Below are 16,462 nucleotides of genomic sequence, written 5' to 3' on the forward strand. Positions count from 1 at the left end.
TTCGCCTCAGTTGCCGCGGATGCGCTTGAGCTCGGCGGTGACCATGGTGATCGCCTCGTCGCCGATGGCCTTGGCGTGGCGCTGGTAGATCACGCTCGAGCGCTCGCGGATGCGCTGCATCTCGGCGGGCGCGATCTCGTTGACCGCCATGCCCTTCGCCTTGAGGTTGTCCACGCTGCGCGCTTCCATCGCGCGGTTGGCGCGGCGCTGCTCGTCGCGGCCTTGCAGCGCGCAGTCGCGGAGCGTGGTCTGCTCCTGCGGCGAGAGCGTGTCCCAGATCTTGCGGGAGAACAGCACCAGCGTCGGGCTGTACGCGTGCTTGGTCAGCGTGAGGTACTTTTGCACCTCGTAGAACTTCATGTTCTCGATGTTGGTGAACGGGTTCTCCTGGCCATCCACCGTCTTGGTCTCGAGCGCCGAGTAGACCTCGGTGAAGGCCATCGGCACCGCGTTGCTGCCCAGGGTCTTGAAGGTGTCGAGGAAGATGGTGTTCTGCATCACGCGCATCTTCACGCCGTCGAAATCCTCGATCTTGTTGATCGGCCGCTTCGAATTGGTCGTGTGGCGAAAGCCGTTCTCCCACCAGGCGAGGTTGACCAGGCCGACCGCCGGCAGCTTGGCGGCGAACCAGTCGCCGACCTTGCCGTCGAGCAGCTTGTCGGCCTCGCTGGACGTGTTGAAGAGGAAAGGCAGATCGAAGACGCCCAGCTCCGGCACGATCGAAACCACCGGCGCGGTCGAGGTGATCACCATCTCGAGCGAGCCCGTGCGCACGCTCTGCGTGCCGGTGAGGTCGTTGCCCAATGCGCCGTCCCAGAAGGGCTGGATCTTCATCTTGCCGCCGCTCTTCTCGAGCGTGCAGGCGCCCATCTTGGCGAGGCCGTTGCCCATCGGGTGCTCCTTGCTCACGCCGTTGGAGACGCGGAAGTTGCGCTCCTTGAACTGGGCCTGCGCGGCCCCGGCTGCAACACCGGCGGCCAAGGCCATGGCAACGAATCGGGAAAGGCGGGAAAAACGGATCGTCATCGTATGTCTCCTTGATGTGTGAAAAATCAGCTCAGCCACTTGAGCGGCACCAGCACCAGCGCCGGGAACAGCACCAGCAGCAGCAGCACGATGAGTTCGGCCCAGAGGAAGGGCCACAGGCCGCGCATCAGGTCCCGCATGGAAATCTTGGCCACGCCGCACATCACGTTGAGCACGATGCCCACCGGCGGCGTGATCAGGCCGATGGCGTTGTTCATGATGAACAGCACGCCGAAGTACACGGGATCGATGCCCGCCTGCTTGACCACCGGCATCAGCACGGGCGTGAGGATCATCAGCGTGGGCGCGAAGTCGAGCGCGGTGCCGACGATCACCACGATGACCATGATCACCAGCATCAGGAGGATCTTGTTGCTCATGAAGGGCTCGAGCATGGCGGCCACCTGCGCCGGCACCTCGGAGGTGGTGATCAGCCAGGCCGACACCAGCGCCGCCGCGATCAGGAACACCACCACGGCGGTGCTCTTCGCGGCTGCCACCAGCAGGCCGTAGCACTGGCGCACGCCCAACTCGCGGTAGACGAAGGCGCCGAGCACGAAGGCGTAGACGCAGGCGGCCACGCCGGCTTCGGTGGGCGTGAAGATGCCGAACTTGAGCCCCCCGATGATCCCCAGCGGCATCAGCAGCGCCCAGATGCCGTCGACCGCGGCGCGGCCGCGCGCGGCCATCGACTGGCGCGGCTGCACCGCCACCTTGTCGCGCCGCGCTACCCACTGCCAGGCGATGACCAGCGAAAGCCCCATCATCAGCCCCGGCACGATGCCGGCGAGGAACAGCTTGCCGATCGACACGTTGGCGATGACGCCGAACACAATCAGTCCGATCGACGGCGGGATCACCGGCGCGATCACGCCGCCGGCGGCGATCAGCCCGGCCGAGCGCGGCACGTCGTAGCCGGCCTGGCGCATCATCGGAATCAGCATCGCCCCGATAGCTGCGGCGTCGGCGGCGGCGCTGCCGGAGATCGCCGCCATCACCACCGAGGCGAAGATCGCCACCAGCCCGAGGCCGCCGCGCAGGTGGCCGACCCAGGCCAGCGCGAAGTTGACGATGCGCCGCGAGATGCCGCCGGCGTTCATCAGTTCGCCGGCCAGGATGAAGAAGGGGATCGCCAGCAGCGGAAAGCTGTCCGCGCCTTCCACCAGCTTCTGCGACAGGATGGTGGTGTCGATCTGGCCCTGCGCGACCATCAACGCGCCGCCGCAGATCAGCAGCGCGAAGGCGATCGGCGCGCCCAGCATCATGGCGCCGAGCAGCGAGATGGTGAAGACGGCGATCGTCATGGCCGGGCTCCCGGGTGAACTGCGTCGTGCGGCACCTCCTCGCTCTCCGTGACCTGCACCAGTTCGTCGTCGCGCAATCGGCCGGTGGCGATGCGCCACAGCGCGTGCAGCGCGTGGGCGCCGATCGCCAGGCTGGTCAGGTAGCCGACGCCGAAGACCCAGATCATCGAGATCTCGGTGACCGGCGCCCTGGTGGTGGCGTTGACCTCGTGCTGTTGCCAGGTACCCCAGAACAGCATCGCGCAGCAGACCAGCACGATCGTCTGGCTGGCGGCGAGGCAGGCCAGCTTCCCGCGCCGCGACAGGCGGCCGACGAAGCCGTCCATGCCCAGGTGGGCGCCGTCGCGCATCGCGACGATGGCGCCGATGAAGGTGAGCCAGACGAAGAAGAAGCGCGACAGCTCCTCGGACACCTGGATGCCGGAGTTGAACGCGTAGCGCAGCACCACGTTGCCGAACACCATCAGCACCATGCCCAGCAGCAAGGCCGCAAGCACCGCCTCGATGCCCTGGAACAGGCGGTCGACCCAGACGCGGCCCATGCTCACACCACCTTGCCGGGGTTGAGCAGGCCCGCGGGGTCGAGGGCCGCCTTCAGCGTCTTCATCAGCGCGATCTCCTCGGGGCTGCGCGCATGGCCGAGCCAGCGCTTCTTCGCCGTGCCGATGCCATGCTCGGCGGACACCGTGCCACCGAACTCGCGCACCAGGCCGTAGATCACCTCGTCCATCGCATCCTTGGGCTGCTGCTCGATCGACAGGCCGCGAACCCACGCCACCAGGTGCAGGTTGCCGTCGCCGATGTGCCCGTAATAGACGCTCTCGCAGCCGGGGATGCGCGCGGCCAGCGCCCCCTTGCAGGCACGCACGTAGGCGTCCATCGACTTCACCGCCAGGCCGACGTCGTAGGAGACGTGCGGGCCCAGGGTGGGGAAGAACTCTGCGCAGGCATCGCGCAGCGCCCAGAACGACTGCGTGTCGGCCATCGACTGCGCCACCGCCGCGTCGGCCAGTACGCCCTCCTCCATCAGGCGCTCGAGCCAGTGTTGAAAACGCGGGCCGTCGATCGCCTCGTCGGTGCCCTGGGCCTCGACCAGCACATAGTGCCCGTGCGGTGCGCCGCCGGTCAGCGGATCGCGCACGCCCACCCGCTCGGTCACCACTTGCCAATAGTCGGGCCACATGACCTCGAAGGCCGAGAGCAGCGGCCCCAGTCCGCCGCGCGCCGCGCCCAGCAGGTGCACCACGCCGTCGTAGTCGGGCAAGGCGCACAGCGCCGACAACGTGCAGCCCGGCTGCGGGTGCAGCCGCAGCACGATGCGGGTGATGATGCCCAGCGTGCCCTCGCTGCCGATGAACAGGTGCTTGAGGTCATAGCCGGCGTTGTTCTTCAGCATCTTGTTGAGGCTGGTCATCACCGTGCCGTCGGGCAGCACCACCTCCAGGCCGAGCACCAGCTCGCGCGCCATGCCGTAGCGGATCACGCGGTTGCCGCCGGCGTTGGTCGACAGGTTGCCGCCGATGGCGCAGGAGCCGCGCGCGCCGAGGTCGAGCGCGAAATAGAAGCCCGCTTCGGCTGCCGCGCGCTGCACCAGCTCGAGCGGCGTGCCGGCCCACACCGTCATGGTGGCGCTCGCGGGGTCGATCTCCTCGACGCCCACCATGCGCTCCAGCGACAGCGCGACCCACCCGTCTTCCGGCCGGGCGCCGCCGCACAGGCCGGTCAGGCCGCCCTGCGGCACCACCGGCACGCCGGCTTCGCGGCAGGCGATCAGCGCGGCCGAGACGCCCGCCGCATCCGTCGGCCGCACCATCGCCAGCGGTCGCGTCGGCGGCTGAGTGCTCCAGTCGTTGCGGTTGCGCTGCGGCACCTCGTCGCCGATGAGCACGGTGGAAGCGCCGAGTTGCTCGCGCAGCGCCAGGAGGCTCGGCGGGACGGCGACGGGGGCAATGGACGACATGGATTCCTCGGCTGGAGCGACCAGATCATCATCTTGTATGTAAGGCACTAGAGCATTAGTACTTCCACGAGCTTTCACCGTCCGCGCAGGTCGGCTATAAGCCCTTGCGTGCCCTCCGACTCATCAGCCCCAAGCCCTGTGCCCCCCTCCTCCTCCCCCAACCGATTCAAGATCGAAGCGCCCAAATCGCTCGCGACACAAGTGGCGCAACGCCTGCGCGAGGCCATCATCGACGGCGAGTTCGGACTGGGAGAGATGATCCCGGAGGAGTCGCTGGCAAGCTCCTTCGGCGTGAGCCGAACGCCGGTGCGCGAAGCGCTGAACCAATTGCAGCTGGCGGGCCTGGTGGTGATCCGGCCGCAGCGCGGCAGCTACGTGTTCGAGCCCAGCGAGGCCGATATTGCCGCGATCTGCGAATTCCGCTGCCTGCTGGAGCCGCGCGCCGCCGAGCTCGCCTATCGGAATGAGCGCGAGGCCACGGCTGCGGCGCTGCAGGCTGCGATCAACGAGATGGAAGAGGCGCGCAGCGCGCGCGACGCGGTGCGTTACGGCCGGGCCGACACGCGCTTGCACGAAGCCTTCTTCGAGCACTGCGGCAACCCGTACATGCAGGCCGCCTACGCCACCGCCGCGACCAAGATCGCGGCGCTGCGTACACACCTGTCGGCGCCGGCGGACGTGCTGCACGCTGCCGGCTTCGAACAGCACTCGAAGTTGCTGGCGCTGTTTCGCGCCGGGGACTTTGCCGCCTTCGAGGCACTGATGCGCGCCCACGTCACCGGCACGCGCAACAGCTACGTCGCCAGCCTCAAGTCGCGCGCTGCATGATGAGGCACGTCCGTATCATGGAAGATGGCCGCGCGTTGCCGACGGCTGCCTCCTACAGATCGAGGCGGGCGATTGGCCATGCTTGCGCCAATGAAGAACACTACCAACACTGCGTCCGAACGGCGGAATTTCGCGATGCTCCAGGTGCGAGTGAGCCCTCGTGAAAAAGCGCTGTTCGCCGAGGCCGCCGCGACCGCCCGCAAATCGATGGCGACTTGGGCGCGCGAGCACCTGGAGGCAGCCGCGCTTCGAGACTTGAGATCCTCGCCTCGTCCGGGCTGAGGCCCCGGCAGGCCGCCGTTACTGTGAATCAGCCAGGCCCATGGGCCCGCAGCTGGCGATGAAGCTGAGAAGATCGTCGCAAGCCGGTCCGTACTCGTGCGCGTCCACCGCAGCGATCAGCTGAAGGCTGCTCGCGCGCACGTGAGCGCTGCTGCCGCGGGTGAACCGGACGGCGATTTCCGCGTCGCGGCTGTCGTTGCCGCGGTCGGACATGCAAACAACCACCATCTGCCCAACGAGCGACGAATCGCCGCCCAGAACCAGCGCCAGGTCGCCGCGGCGAAACGGCCGCGGCGCGTGCGCCGGCCGGAAAGCCATCGGCTTGTATGAGGCAGTTTTACGTACTCGCGCAATGTTCGGCAGAGCCATGGTGGTACAGATCCTTTGTAGCGATTGCGTGTTGCGATCGGACAGGCACGATGGTGTCTCACTACCGTGTTCAGCGCCTTCTTTTGCCTCAAATAAAGGCACTCGATGTGCATTCCGTCCTGCCGTCCAGAGGGCGCGAGTTTGAACTGTTCCGGCCGCGCCGGATGTCAGCCGGATTCCCGCACTTGATCGCGGCCACGTCCGGCGCTCGCCGGCACACGCCGCGCGACACTGGGGCCACATGCAGACTCAGGAGACGCGCAAATGGCAGATGACTTGAGCAATCGCGGCCCGCAGGACCGGTCGCGCGTGAACGTCAACGAGACCCACGAGCTTCGGTACTGGACCAAGGAACTGGGAGTCACCGAGGCCCAGCTCCGGGCGGCCGTCGCCGCTGCAGGCACGTCGGCGCAGGCGGTGCGCAACTATCTCGGGAAGTAAGACGTGGGAAATCCGCCGCGGAGCGCACCATGGCAAGGAGCGTCGTGTTCGTCTATCGGGGGTACCACTTTCTCTGTACCGCGGAGAAGGAGAAACCTGCGCAGTTTCGACCGGTGCTCATCCGCCAGCTGGGATGGCCGAGCGAAAAAATGGTCGTCCTGCTCGGCGACACCGACCTTTGCAGAACCGAGGCGGAAGCGCTGCGACACGCGGAGCAGCAAGCCATGAAGTGGGCCGACAGTCGAACGACGACCGAGGTGTCATGAGAGCTTGCGCGGCTCGTCCGATTGCGCAAAATTGACGGTGCCGTTCCCCGAAAGGAGACCCCATGCCGATGGAACTTCTTCGGCACATCGCAGGCCAGAAGCTGCCCTACACGGTCTACGCACCGGCTGAAATCGACAAGCTGCGCGTGCTGCGCGCCGCCGAACTCGTCAGCGCCTTCATTCCGCCCGCCGAAACGCTGCCATGCGGCGAGAGCCACAAGCCGGCGCAGGTGCTGGCCATCACCCCCAAGGGGAAGAAGGCCCTCCAGGGATCCGCCGAGGGCATCGTCGATCCTTTGGCACCCGCTTGAACGCCGCACCCATCCCTATTTGCCGAAATTAGGGAAGTCACTGAGCAATCGGTGCATCCAAGTATCGAAATCGGCTTCGCGAGTACCAATTCCGCAAGCAAGAGTCTCCAGAATCCGGGCACGGCGATCGCCTCGTCGCCGACCACAAGGAGACATCACATGAAGCGTTTTCTGAAGGCGGGCCTGGTGCTCGCGCTCGCGGGTGCCGGCCTCGCCCACGCCGCGACCGAACTGGTCATCGCCACCGTGAACAACGGCCACATGATCGAGATGCAGAAGCTCACGCCTGCGTTCGAGAAGGCGTATCCCGAGATCAAGCTCAAGTGGGTCACGCTCGAAGAAGGCACCCTGCGCCAGCGCGTCACGACCGACATCGCGACCAAGGGCGGCCAGTTCGACGTCATGACCATCGGCCTCTATGAAGCGCCGATCTGGTCGAAGAAGGGTTGGCTTCAGCCGATCACGACCGATGCGGCCTACGACGTCGACGACTTGCTGCCGGCCATCCGCGACGGCCTGTCCTACCAGGGGAAGCTCTACGCCGCGCCCTTCTACGGCGAGAGCTCGATGCTCATGTACCGCAAGGATCTGGCCGACAAGGTCGGCTTCAAGATGCCGGAGCAGCCGACCTGGACACAGGTCAAGGAACTGGCGGGCAAGATCCACGACCCGAAGGCCGGCGTCTACGGCATGTGCCTGCGCGGCAAGCCGGGGTGGGGCGACAACATGGCCTTCCTCACGACCCTGGTCAACACCAACGGCGGCCAGTGGTTCGACATGAGCTGGAAGCCGCAGATCGACACCAAGCCGTGGAAGGACGCGATCACCTTCTACGTCGACATCATGAAGGCCTACGGCCCGCCCGGCGCCTCGGCCAACAGCTTCAACGAGAACCTTGCACTCTTCAACGAAGGCAAGTGCGGCATGTGGGTGGACGCAACCATCGCCGCGTCCTTCATCAGCGACCCGAAGCAGTCGAAGGTGGCCGACAAGGTGGCCTTCGCGCAGGCGCCGGTCGCGGTCACGCCCAAGGGTGCGAACTGGCTGTGGTCGTGGAACCTCGCGATTCCCGCCAGCTCGACCAAGTCCGAAGCGGCGCAGACCTTCGTCAAGTGGGCCACCTCCAAGGACTACATCAAGCTGGTGGCCAAGGAACACGGCTGGGCCACCGTGCCCACGGGCACGCGCAAGTCGACCTATGCGAATCCCGAGTTCCAGAAGGTGGCCAGATTCGCCGAGTCCGAGAAGAAGGCCATCGACACGGCCAATCTGACCGACAGCACGCTGCCGAAGTCTCCCTACGCCGGCGTGCAGTACGCGGCCATCCCCGAGTTCCAGGCCATCGGCGTGGCGGTGGGCCAGCAGATGAGCGCGGCACTGTCGGGCAAGGTCACGGTCGACCAGGCGCTCAAGACCTCGCAGACGGCAGCCGAACGCGAGATGAAAAAGGGCGGGTACTACAAGTGAACGCCTGAAGGCCGGGCGCGCAGCGCCCGGCCTTCGTCGTTGCCGCTGCCCGCACCGCCGACATGAACCGACTCCTCCCCCGGGCGCTGATGGCGCCGGCCGTGGTCACGCTCATTCTCTGGATGATCGTGCCGCTGGCGATGACGATCTACTTCTCGTTCGTCACCTACAACCTGATGCAGCCCGGCGACCATCCGTTCGCGGGCCTGGAAAACTTCCACTACTTCGTCACCGACCCGGACTTCTGGGCCTCCGTTGCGAACACCCTGAACCTGATCGGCAGCGTGGTCGTGATCACCGTCGTCTGCGGCGTGTTGCTGGCGATGCTGGTGAACGAGCCGTTCCCGGGCCGCGGCATCGTGCGCGTGCTGCTGATCTCGCCCTTCTTCGTCATGCCGGCAGTTAATGCACTGCTGTGGAAGCACATGATGATGAATCCGATCTACGGCGTGCTGGCCGACGTGTGGCGCGCCTTCGGCGCCGAGCCCGTCGACTGGATGACCGACGTGCCGCTGCTGTCGGTGATCATCATGGTGGCCTGGCAGTGGCTGCCCTTCGCCTGCCTGATCTTCATCACTTCGCTGCAGTCGCTCGACCGCGAGCAGATGGAAGCGGCCCGCATGGACGGCGCCGGCGCGTTCCAGCGCTTCTACTATCTCATCCTGCCCCACCTGGCGCGGCCCATGGCGGTGGTGATCATGATCGAGATGATCTTCCTGCTCTCGGTCTTCGCCGAGATCGCCATCACGACCAACGGCGGCCCGGGCAACGAGAGCACCAACCTCACCTACCTGATCTTCAAGCAGTCGCTGATGAACTTCGACGTCGGCGTGGCTTCGGCGGGTGCGCTCTTCGCGGTGGTGCTGGCCAACATCGTGGCGGCTTTCCTGATCCGCATCATCGGCAAGAGCCTCGATTGAGGGCCACGGCATGCAATCCACTTTCCTGTTCACTTCCTTGCGCGCCGCCGGTGCGTGGATGGTCACGCTGCTGCTGTTCTTCCCGCTGGGCTGGCTGGTGCTGACCGCATTCAAGACCGAGCTGCAGGCCATCGCCGTGCCGCCGCTTTTCGTGTTCGAGCCCACGCTCGCCAACTTCGAGGAGGTGCAGCGGCGCAGCGACTACGTGCTGTTCGCCCGCAACTCGCTGATCACCAGCCTCGGCTCCACCATCATCGGCCTCCTGATCGCCGCGCCGGCCGCCTACTCGATGGCCTTCTTCCGCACCAAGCGCACGCGCGACATCCTGATGTGGATGCTGTCGACCAAGATGATGCCGGCCGTGGGCGCACTGGTGCCGATCTACGTGATCGCGCAGACCGCCGGGCTGCTGGATTCGCTGACGGCGCTCACGATCGTCTTCACGCTGTCCAACCTGCCGATCATGGTCTGGATGCTCTACAGCAGCTACAAGGACATCCCGCACGAGATCCTCGAGGCCGCACGCATGGACGGCGCCAACCTCTGGACCGAGTTTCGCCACGTGGTGATGCCGCTCTCGGTCGGCGGCCTCGCCTCCACAGGACTGCTTTGCCTGGTGCTGAGCTGGAACGAAGCGTTCTGGGCGCTCAACCTCAGTTCCGCCAAGGCCGGCACGCTCGCCGTGCTCATCGCCTCCTATTCGAGCCCCGAGGGCCTCTTCTGGGCCAAGCTCTCGGCCGCTTCGCTGATGGCCATCGCGCCGATCGTGGTCTTCGGCTGGTTCTGCCAAAAGCAACTGGTGCAGGGCCTGACCTTCGGCGCCGTCAAGTAAGGAACGGAGACATCCCATGGCATACCTCCAACTCGACAACATCCAGAAAAGCTTCGGCGACGCCCACATCATCAAGGGCGTGAACCTGGAAATCGACAAGGGCGAGTTCATCGTCTTCGTCGGTCCCTCCGGCTGCGGCAAGTCGACGCTGCTGCGGCTGATCGCCGGACTCGAACCCATCACCAGCGGCCAGCTGATGCTCGACGGCAAGGACATCACGCACATCCCCTCGGGCAAGCGCGACCTGGCGATGGTGTTCCAAAGCTACGCGCTCTATCCGCACATGAGCGTGTACGACAACATGTCCTTCGCGCTCAAGCTCGCGAACGTGGCCAAGGACACGATCAAGACCAAGGTCGACCACGCGGCCAAGACGCTCAACCTCACGCAGTACCTCACGCGCACGCCGAAGGAGCTCTCCGGCGGCCAGCGGCAGCGGGTGGCGATCGGGCGCGCCATCGTGCGGGCGCCCAAGGTGTTCCTGTTCGACGAACCGCTCTCCAACCTCGATGCGGCACTGCGCGGCAACACGCGCGTCGAGATTCACAAGCTGCATCGCGCGCTGGGCGCCACCAGCATCTACGTCACGCACGACCAGGTCGAGGCCATGACGCTGGCGGACCGCGTGGTGGTGCTGCGCGACGGCCTGATCGAGCAGGTCGGCACGCCGATGGAGCTCTACGACCGCCCGGCCAACCAGTTCGTGGCGCAATTCATCGGCATGCCTTCGATGAACATGGTGGATGCGCGCGCGATCCCGAGCTTCTCGGCGCAGACGGGCGGGCGGCTGCCGAGCGACGGCTTCCTCGGCGTGCGGCCGGAGGGCCTGCGCGTGCACCGCGACCACGGCGCCGGCGCGCCGGGCAAGGTCGAGCTGATCGAGGCCCTCGGCGCCGACACGCTGATCCACGTCGAAGTCGGCGGGGTACCGCTGGTCGCGCGGCAGAACGATCGCACGCAGCTGCAGCCCGGCGACGTGGTGAGCGTCGAGCTCGACCCCTCGGTGCTGCATTTCTTCAACCGTGAAGGCCGCACCGTTGCCGCCTGAGTTCCATCGCGCCATGCCATCTTCCACTCCATCCGAATTCGTGGTGCTGCACCTCGGGCTCGGCTCCTTCCATCGCGCACACCAGGCGGTCTACCTGCAGCAGCTGATCGACGCCGGCGACACGCGCTGGTCCATCGCCGGCGCCAACCTGCGGCCCGACATGGCCGAGGTGCTCGCCGCCCTGCGCGCTCAGAACGGACGCTACACGCTGGAGACGGTGTCGCCCGCGGGCGAGTACCGCTACCAGTGCATCGAGTCGATCCGCGCGGTGCTGGACTACGACCCGGCGCTCGGCACGGTGATCGCGCGCGGCGCCGAAGCGCGCACGCGCGTGATCTCCTTCACCGTGACCGAAGCGGGCTACTACCTCGATCCTGAGGACCGGCTCGATTTCACGTCCACCGAACTCGCCGATGACCTCACACGCGCGAAGCGCGGCGAAGCCGGCAGCACGATCTACGGCTCGGTCTGCGCGATCCTGCGTGCGCGCCGCGCGGCGGGCGCAGGGCCGGTGACGCTGCTCAACTGCGACAACCTGCGCCACAACGGTGAGCGTTTTCGCAACGGGCTGCTGGAATTCATCGAGCAGGCCGGCGAGCAGGATCTGCTCGGCTGGGTGCGCACGCACACGACCTGCCCCAACGCGATGGTCGACCGCATCACGCCGCGGCCGCCGCCCGAGCTGCGCGAACGCGTGCTGGCCGCGACCGGCTGGGACGACGCCGCACCGGTCACGGGCGAGAGCTTCATCCAGTGGGTGATCGAGGACGACTTCGCGAACGGGCGGCCCGACTGGGCGCGCGTCGGCGTGCAGTTGGTCGATTCGGTGCTGCCCTACGAAGAGGCCAAGATCCGGATCCTCAATGCGAGCCACAGCTGCATTGCCTGGGCCGGAACGCTGGCCGGGCTGCAGTACATCCACGAAGGAACGCACACACCGGCCATCCGCCAGATGGCCTTCGACTATGTGACGGACGACGTCATCCCCTGCCTGAACGCACCCGGACGCCCGAGCCCGGTCGACCTGCCGGCCTATCGCGACCTCGTGCTCGAGCGCTTCGGCAACCCGGCCATCCGAGACACCAACCAGCGCGTGGCGATGGACGGCTTCTCGAAGATCCCCGGCTTCATCGCGCCGACCGTGCGCGAGCAGCTGGCGCAGGGCGGCAGCATCGCGAGCGTCGCGATGCTGCCGGCCTTGTTCCTGGCTTTTCTGCGGCGCTGGCATCAGGGCACCCTGCCCTACACGTACCAGGACCAGGGCATGGACGAGGCCACCGCCCACGCGATCTGCGATGCGGTCGATCCGGTTGCAGCGCTCTGCGCCGATGCCGGGCTCTGGGGCGATATCGCCGGCGACATGCGCCTCACGCAGGCGGTGCGCGAGGCCGGCGCACGCGTGCGAACCCTCATCGAAGGAGCAAAGCCATGACGGGCCGACTCTCACAACGCCACGTGCTGGTGACCGGCGCCGGCGGCGGCATCGGCCTGGCGATCGCCGAGGCTTGCTTGGCCGAGGGCGCTTGCTGCACGCTGGTCGACCGCTCGTCCGCGCCTTCCGACGGCGCGGCACTGCTCCAGCGGACCCATTCGACCAGCGTGATCTACCTGCCGGCGGACGTGACCGACACGCACGCGGTCGAGCACCTGCTCGATGCGGCGCAAGCCGCAAACGGGCCGGTCCACACCCTGGTCAACAACGCCGCCGTCTTCGACATGGCGCCGCTGCTGGAGAGCGACGAGGCCTCCTTCGACCACCTGTTCGCGGTCAACGTGAAGGGCATGTTCTTCGTGATGCAGCGCGTGCTGCAGCACATGGTCGATGCCGGCACGGCAGGTGCTTCCGTCATCAACATGGCCTCGCAGGCAGGCCGACGCGGCGAAGCGCTGGTCTCGCACTACTGCGCGACCAAGGCCGCCGTCATCAGCTACACGCAGAGCGCAGCGCTCGCGATGGCATCGCACGGCATCCGCGTCAATGCCATCGCGCCCGGCGTGGTCGACACGCCGATGTGGGGCCATGTGGATGCGCTGTTCGCGAAGTACGAGGGGCGCCAGCCCGGCGAGAAGAAGCGCCAGGTCGGCCTCGAGGTGCCGCTCGGCCGCATGGGCACGCCGGGCGACATTGCCGGCGCCGCCGTGTTCCTGGCCAGCGACGAGGCGCGGTACATCACGGCGCAGACGCTCAATGTCGACGGTGGTAATGTCATGAGCTGACGAGGACACGGCCATGACATCGGTGCGCCACCGCCACCTGCCCCGCCACAGGGAGCCCGAGCTCGAGCGCGACATCACGCGCTCGCCCTCGCTCGGCTACGAGGCGCCCGAAGAGACCGGCCTGGTGCGCTGCCTGGCGCACGGCTTTCCGAGCCCGCTGGTGCGCTGGCATTTCCACGAAGAATACGAGCTGCACCTGATCACCGAGACCTCGGGCAAGGCCTTCGTCGGCGACTGGATCGGGCCCTTCGAGCCCGGCCACCTGGTGCTGTGCGGGCCGCGGCTGCCGCACAACTGGATCTCGCTCGATGTGCCGGCGGGCGGCGCCGCCGGGCGCGACCGCGTGATCCAGTTCCGGCATGAGCCGATCGAACGCGCGGCCGTGGAAATTCCGGAGCTGCGCGAGGTGCTTCAGTTGCTCGAACGCGCCCGCCACGGCATTGAATTCTTCGGCTTCGCGGAACGCGCTCTGGCGCACTGGGACGCAGTCAAGGCGGCGCGCGGCCTGCGCCGCTTCGCCCTCTTCTGCAACTACCTGGCCGACCTCGCCCAGTGCACCGACTACCGCCTGCTCTCCAACGTCCAGATGCAGGGCGTGGAAGGCGATGTCGAGGTCGACCAGATCAACGTCATCGTCAACCGCATCACCGCCAACCTGGCCGAGCCGATCGTGATGGCCGATATCGCCGCCGAGCTCGGCATGAGCGAAAGCCGCTTCAGCCGCTTCTTCAAGCGCTCGACCGGCAACAGCTTCACCGATTTCGTGAACCGCGTGCGCATCAACAGCGCTTGCCACCTGCTGATGCAGACCGACCACTACGTGACCGACATCTGCTACCAGGTCGGCTTCAACAACGTCGCCAACTTCAACCGCCGCTTCCTGGAAATCAAGGGCATGACGCCGACCGAATTCCGGCGCCAGAGCGACCACCGCTTCGGCGGCGGGACCTGAGGAACAGCCCTTGTACCTCGGACTCGATCTCGGCACCTCCGAGCTGAAGGCGCTGCTGCTGGCCGACGATCACCGCATCGTCGCGCTGGCGAGAGCCCCGCTCACGGTCGATCGGCCGGCGCCGCTCTGGTCGGAGCAAGCGCCTTCGCAGTGGTGGGAGGCGCTGGAAGCCGTCATGGCCGAACTGCAGCACCATCACGCTGCCGCCCTGTCGTCCGTGCGTGCGATCGGCCTGTCGGGCCAGATGCATGGCGCCGTGACGATGGATGCGCTAGGCCAGGTGCTGCGCCCCGCCATCCTCTGGAACGACGGCCGCAGTGCGGCCCAGTGCGAGGCATTGACGGCAGGCGTGCCCCGCCTCGCCGCGGTCGCCGGCAACCTCGCCATGCCGGGCTTCACCGCCCCCAAGCTGCTGTGGATGCAGGAATACGAGCCCGCGCTCTTCGCGCGCATCGCCTGCGTGCTGCTGCCCAAGGACTGGTTGCGCTACAGGCTGAGCGGCGAACTCGCGAGCGACATGTCGGACGCCTCGGGCACGCTGTGGCTGGACGTGGCGGCGCGCGACTGGTCCGACGAACTGCTCGCCGCCTGCGGCCTCACGCGCGCGCAGATGCCGCAGTTGGTGGAAGGCAGTGCCGCCGCGGGGCGGCTCAAGCCCGAGCTCGCACAACGCTGGGGCCTGGCATCCGAGGTCCCGATCGCCGGCGGCGGCGGCGACAACGCAGCCAGCGCGGTCGGCATGGGCCTGGTCGATGCCGGCCAAGGCTTCGTCTCGCTCGGCACCTCGGGCGTGATCTTCGTCTGCGGCGAGCGCTTCGAGCCGAAGCCCGAGGCCGCCGTGCATGCCTTCTGCCATGCGCTGCCCGGGCGCTGGCACCAGATGTCGGTGATGCTCTCGGCCTCCAGTGCCGTCAGCTGGGCCGCGCGCAGCTTCGGCCTCGGCAACGAGGCGGCGCTGCTCGCCGCGGCTGCCACGCTCGACGGCGAAGCGCGCCGCCGTGCACCCTTGTTCCTGCCCTACCTCTCCGGCGAACGTTCGCCGCACAACGATGCCCATGCGCAAGGCGTGCTCTTCGGCCTGACGCATGCGCACGGGCCGGCCGACATCGCCTACGCGGTGGTGGAGGGCGTGAGCTTCGGCCTGCGCGACGGGCTGGACACGCTGGCCAGGCCGGCCGGCGATCTGGTGCTGGTCGGCGGCGGCGCCCGCAGCACCTGGTGGGCCCAGCTGCTGGCCGACATCCTCGAGCTGCCCCTTGCAGTGTGCGAAGGCAGCGAAGCCGGCGGTGCGCTCGGCGCGGCCCGGCTCGCATGGCTGGCGGACGGCGGCACGCAAGCCCGGGTGTGCCTGCCACCGTTGGTTCGGCAGCGCTTCGAGCCGGCCGGAACGAAGACCGACGTCCGTGCCGCGCGGCATGCACGCTTCAAGGCGTTGTATGCAGGCTTGCGCGCCTGCTTCGCCGGCGACTGATCGACGACCGACCTATGCCGCCTGGACAGGCCATGATGCGACCTTCGGCGGATTGGCCGATGGCGCCGCAACAGTTACCTTCGAGGCCATGCCATCACTGCTCAAGTTCGCAGCCCGATGCCGCGCGCCCTTTGCGGCATCCGGCGGCAACTGGCGCTCATCAAAGCCTTGCAGCGCACCCGCACAACCCCTGCTGGTCTTGCGCGGCGTCTCGCAGCAGGGAACGATCCGCGCGCACGCGGCCAAGGTGATCGCGATCACCGCGCTGCACTTCGGTACGCAGATTCGATAGCCAGACAGGCCTGCTGTGCCGGGGTAGGCCCGCCTACAGCGTGGAGCGACCGGTGGTCAGCATGCAGGAATCTTCCATGGTCGACGCCGGTACGGAAGACGGCTCCGGCGCGCCTTCCCCGAGACCCACCGGCGCCATGGGCCTGCCGAAGGGTGCGAGCCCCTGCAACGCGCGCAGCGCCGAGGCGCCCTGGATGAGCGCCTCCGAATAGTCGTGCAAGCCCTGGGTCGAGGAGTCGACGGGCCGGTACACCAGGCACTCGTCCGAATCAGCCTGCACTGCCTCCATCAGAACCCAATGAAATTCATAGGGCTCGAGTTCGAGCACAGTCAGGGCAAGATCGCGGAGCGCCATAGGGAAACCTCTTATTCAGCTTGTTTGGCGAAGTTACCGCCGGTCAATCAATCCACAAAGGCACTTTTGCACGATGTGTCCTCCCTGTGACGCGCCTTCGCCAAGGCCGCAGCGGCCCCTGT

General features: G+C 67.0%; 20 protein-coding genes. 14 read left to right on the forward strand and 6 right to left on the reverse strand.

Annotated features, from left to right (window positions below; translation table 11 throughout):
* Window positions 1-6: 6 nt before the first annotated feature.
* From AC3A6B_RS06150 to AC3A6B_RS06165, 4 genes are read right to left on the reverse strand one after another with little or no spacing between them, the layout of a single operon-like run.
* Complete coding sequence (locus AC3A6B_RS06150; RefSeq protein WP_487835873.1) at window positions 7-1,026, reverse strand: TRAP transporter substrate-binding protein; 1,020 nt, start codon at window positions 1,024-1,026, stop codon at window positions 7-9.
* Window positions 1,027-1,052: 26 nt separating this feature from the next.
* On the reverse strand, window positions 1,053-2,330 hold the full coding sequence (locus AC3A6B_RS06155; protein WP_487835874.1) for a TRAP transporter large permease: 1,278 nt from the start codon (window positions 2,328-2,330) through the stop codon (window positions 1,053-1,055).
* Complete coding sequence (locus AC3A6B_RS06160) at window positions 2,327-2,872, reverse strand: TRAP transporter small permease (protein ID WP_487835875.1); 546 nt, start codon at window positions 2,870-2,872, stop codon at window positions 2,327-2,329. Before AC3A6B_RS06160 ends, AC3A6B_RS06155 begins: the two co-directional genes overlap by 4 nt.
* A gap of 2 nt (window positions 2,873-2,874) precedes the next feature.
* Window positions 2,875-4,290: an FAD-binding oxidoreductase gene (locus AC3A6B_RS06165; RefSeq protein ID WP_487835876.1), complete on the reverse strand. Its 1,416-nt coding sequence runs from the start codon at window positions 4,288-4,290 to the stop codon at window positions 2,875-2,877.
* A gap of 138 nt (window positions 4,291-4,428) precedes the next feature.
* Between AC3A6B_RS06165 and AC3A6B_RS06170 the strand changes: the two genes are divergently transcribed.
* Together AC3A6B_RS06170 and AC3A6B_RS06175 are read left to right on the forward strand one after the other, a co-directional pair.
* Window positions 4,429-5,118 (forward strand): GntR family transcriptional regulator, encoded by a 690-nt coding sequence (locus AC3A6B_RS06170; RefSeq protein WP_487835877.1) that lies wholly within the window; start codon window positions 4,429-4,431, stop codon window positions 5,116-5,118.
* Window positions 5,119-5,208: 90 nt separating this feature from the next.
* The gene (locus AC3A6B_RS06175) at window positions 5,209-5,400 is read left to right on the forward strand and encodes a hypothetical protein (protein WP_487835878.1); all 192 of its coding nucleotides are present in this window, start codon (window positions 5,209-5,211) and stop codon (window positions 5,398-5,400) included.
* Between the two features lie 18 nt (window positions 5,401-5,418).
* Here the strand turns inward: AC3A6B_RS06175 and AC3A6B_RS06180 are convergent, their stop codons facing one another.
* Window positions 5,419-5,769 (reverse strand): hypothetical protein, encoded by a 351-nt coding sequence (locus tag AC3A6B_RS06180; protein ID WP_487835879.1) that lies wholly within the window; start codon window positions 5,767-5,769, stop codon window positions 5,419-5,421.
* A 264-nt stretch (window positions 5,770-6,033) separates the two neighbouring features.
* On the opposite strand from AC3A6B_RS06180, the gene AC3A6B_RS06185 reads away from it, so the two are divergent.
* From AC3A6B_RS06185 to AC3A6B_RS06240, 12 genes are all read left to right on the forward strand, one after another.
* Window positions 6,034-6,210 (forward strand): DUF3606 domain-containing protein, encoded by a 177-nt coding sequence (locus tag AC3A6B_RS06185; protein WP_093108804.1) that lies wholly within the window; start codon window positions 6,034-6,036, stop codon window positions 6,208-6,210.
* 29 nt (window positions 6,211-6,239) lie between these two features.
* A complete protein-coding gene (locus AC3A6B_RS06190) occupies window positions 6,240-6,476 on the forward strand; it encodes a hypothetical protein (RefSeq protein WP_487835880.1) in 237 nt (78 codons plus the stop codon).
* A gap of 62 nt (window positions 6,477-6,538) precedes the next feature.
* Window positions 6,539-6,787 (forward strand): hypothetical protein, encoded by a 249-nt coding sequence (locus tag AC3A6B_RS06195; protein ID WP_487835881.1) that lies wholly within the window; start codon window positions 6,539-6,541, stop codon window positions 6,785-6,787.
* 159 nt (window positions 6,788-6,946) lie between these two features.
* Complete coding sequence (locus tag AC3A6B_RS06200; protein WP_487835882.1) at window positions 6,947-8,254, forward strand: ABC transporter substrate-binding protein; 1,308 nt, start codon at window positions 6,947-6,949, stop codon at window positions 8,252-8,254.
* Window positions 8,255-8,316: 62 nt separating this feature from the next.
* On the forward strand, window positions 8,317-9,174 hold the full coding sequence (locus tag AC3A6B_RS06205) for a carbohydrate ABC transporter permease (protein ID WP_487835883.1): 858 nt from the start codon (window positions 8,317-8,319) through the stop codon (window positions 9,172-9,174).
* Between the two features lie 10 nt (window positions 9,175-9,184).
* A complete protein-coding gene (locus tag AC3A6B_RS06210) occupies window positions 9,185-10,006 on the forward strand; it encodes a carbohydrate ABC transporter permease (RefSeq protein WP_487835884.1) in 822 nt (273 codons plus the stop codon).
* Between the two features lie 16 nt (window positions 10,007-10,022).
* The gene (locus AC3A6B_RS06215; RefSeq protein WP_487835885.1) at window positions 10,023-11,054 is read left to right on the forward strand and encodes an ABC transporter ATP-binding protein; all 1,032 of its coding nucleotides are present in this window, start codon (window positions 10,023-10,025) and stop codon (window positions 11,052-11,054) included.
* 13 nt (window positions 11,055-11,067) lie between these two features.
* Window positions 11,068-12,486, forward strand: coding sequence for a D-arabinitol 4-dehydrogenase (dalD, locus tag AC3A6B_RS06220; RefSeq protein ID WP_487835886.1), 1,419 nt, complete (start codon window positions 11,068-11,070; stop codon window positions 12,484-12,486).
* Complete coding sequence (locus tag AC3A6B_RS06225) at window positions 12,483-13,271, forward strand: L-iditol 2-dehydrogenase (RefSeq protein WP_487835887.1); 789 nt, start codon at window positions 12,483-12,485, stop codon at window positions 13,269-13,271. The genes dalD and AC3A6B_RS06225 overlap by 4 nt, the downstream gene beginning before the upstream one ends.
* A gap of 13 nt (window positions 13,272-13,284) precedes the next feature.
* Window positions 13,285-14,223 carry an AraC family transcriptional regulator gene (locus AC3A6B_RS06230; protein WP_487835888.1) on the forward strand — a complete coding sequence of 313 codons (939 nt, stop codon included), beginning with the start codon at window positions 13,285-13,287 and terminating at the stop codon, window positions 14,221-14,223.
* A gap of 10 nt (window positions 14,224-14,233) precedes the next feature.
* Window positions 14,234-15,694, forward strand: coding sequence for a xylulokinase (gene xylB, locus AC3A6B_RS06235; protein ID WP_487835889.1), 1,461 nt, complete (start codon window positions 14,234-14,236; stop codon window positions 15,692-15,694).
* A gap of 88 nt (window positions 15,695-15,782) precedes the next feature.
* Window positions 15,783-15,986 (forward strand): hypothetical protein, encoded by a 204-nt coding sequence (locus tag AC3A6B_RS06240; protein WP_487835890.1) that lies wholly within the window; start codon window positions 15,783-15,785, stop codon window positions 15,984-15,986.
* Window positions 15,987-16,019: 33 nt separating this feature from the next.
* Here AC3A6B_RS06240 and AC3A6B_RS06245 read toward each other — a convergent pair whose 3' ends face one another.
* Window positions 16,020-16,340: a hypothetical protein gene (locus AC3A6B_RS06245; protein WP_487835891.1), complete on the reverse strand. Its 321-nt coding sequence runs from the start codon at window positions 16,338-16,340 to the stop codon at window positions 16,020-16,022.
* Window positions 16,341-16,462: the final 122 nt, after the last annotated feature.

The organism is Variovorax sp. Soil_C_33 (assembly GCF_057656935.1).

Excerpts from the sequence above, each read along its gene's own strand:
- AC3A6B_RS06245 (WP_487835891.1), bottom strand. The coding sequence starts at position 16,340 with ATGGCGCTCCGCGATCTTGCCCTGACTGTGCTCGAACTCGAGCCCTAT.
- dalD (WP_487835886.1), top strand. The coding sequence starts at position 11,068 with ATGCCATCTTCCACTCCATCCGAATTCGTGGTGCTGCACCTCGGGCTC.
- AC3A6B_RS06165 (WP_487835876.1), bottom strand. The coding sequence starts at position 4,290 with ATGTCGTCCATTGCCCCCGTCGCCGTCCCGCCGAGCCTCCTGGCGCTG.
- AC3A6B_RS06160 (WP_487835875.1), bottom strand. The coding sequence starts at position 2,872 with ATGGGCCGCGTCTGGGTCGACCGCCTGTTCCAGGGCATCGAGGCGGTG.
- AC3A6B_RS06205 (WP_487835883.1), top strand. The coding sequence starts at position 8,317 with ATGAACCGACTCCTCCCCCGGGCGCTGATGGCGCCGGCCGTGGTCACG.
- AC3A6B_RS06180 (WP_487835879.1), bottom strand. The coding sequence starts at position 5,769 with ATGGCTCTGCCGAACATTGCGCGAGTACGTAAAACTGCCTCATACAAG.
- AC3A6B_RS06150 (WP_487835873.1), bottom strand. The coding sequence starts at position 1,026 with ATGACGATCCGTTTTTCCCGCCTTTCCCGATTCGTTGCCATGGCCTTG.
- AC3A6B_RS06195 (WP_487835881.1), top strand. The coding sequence starts at position 6,539 with ATGCCGATGGAACTTCTTCGGCACATCGCAGGCCAGAAGCTGCCCTAC.
- AC3A6B_RS06185 (WP_093108804.1), top strand. The coding sequence starts at position 6,034 with ATGGCAGATGACTTGAGCAATCGCGGCCCGCAGGACCGGTCGCGCGTG.
- AC3A6B_RS06215 (WP_487835885.1), top strand. The coding sequence starts at position 10,023 with ATGGCATACCTCCAACTCGACAACATCCAGAAAAGCTTCGGCGACGCC.
- AC3A6B_RS06225 (WP_487835887.1), top strand. The coding sequence starts at position 12,483 with ATGACGGGCCGACTCTCACAACGCCACGTGCTGGTGACCGGCGCCGGC.
- AC3A6B_RS06240 (WP_487835890.1), top strand. The coding sequence starts at position 15,783 with ATGCCATCACTGCTCAAGTTCGCAGCCCGATGCCGCGCGCCCTTTGCG.
- AC3A6B_RS06175 (WP_487835878.1), top strand. The coding sequence starts at position 5,209 with ATGAAGAACACTACCAACACTGCGTCCGAACGGCGGAATTTCGCGATG.
- AC3A6B_RS06200 (WP_487835882.1), top strand. The coding sequence starts at position 6,947 with ATGAAGCGTTTTCTGAAGGCGGGCCTGGTGCTCGCGCTCGCGGGTGCC.
- AC3A6B_RS06190 (WP_487835880.1), top strand. The coding sequence starts at position 6,240 with ATGGCAAGGAGCGTCGTGTTCGTCTATCGGGGGTACCACTTTCTCTGT.
- AC3A6B_RS06230 (WP_487835888.1), top strand. The coding sequence starts at position 13,285 with ATGACATCGGTGCGCCACCGCCACCTGCCCCGCCACAGGGAGCCCGAG.
- AC3A6B_RS06210 (WP_487835884.1), top strand. The coding sequence starts at position 9,185 with ATGCAATCCACTTTCCTGTTCACTTCCTTGCGCGCCGCCGGTGCGTGG.
- AC3A6B_RS06155 (WP_487835874.1), bottom strand. The coding sequence starts at position 2,330 with ATGACGATCGCCGTCTTCACCATCTCGCTGCTCGGCGCCATGATGCTG.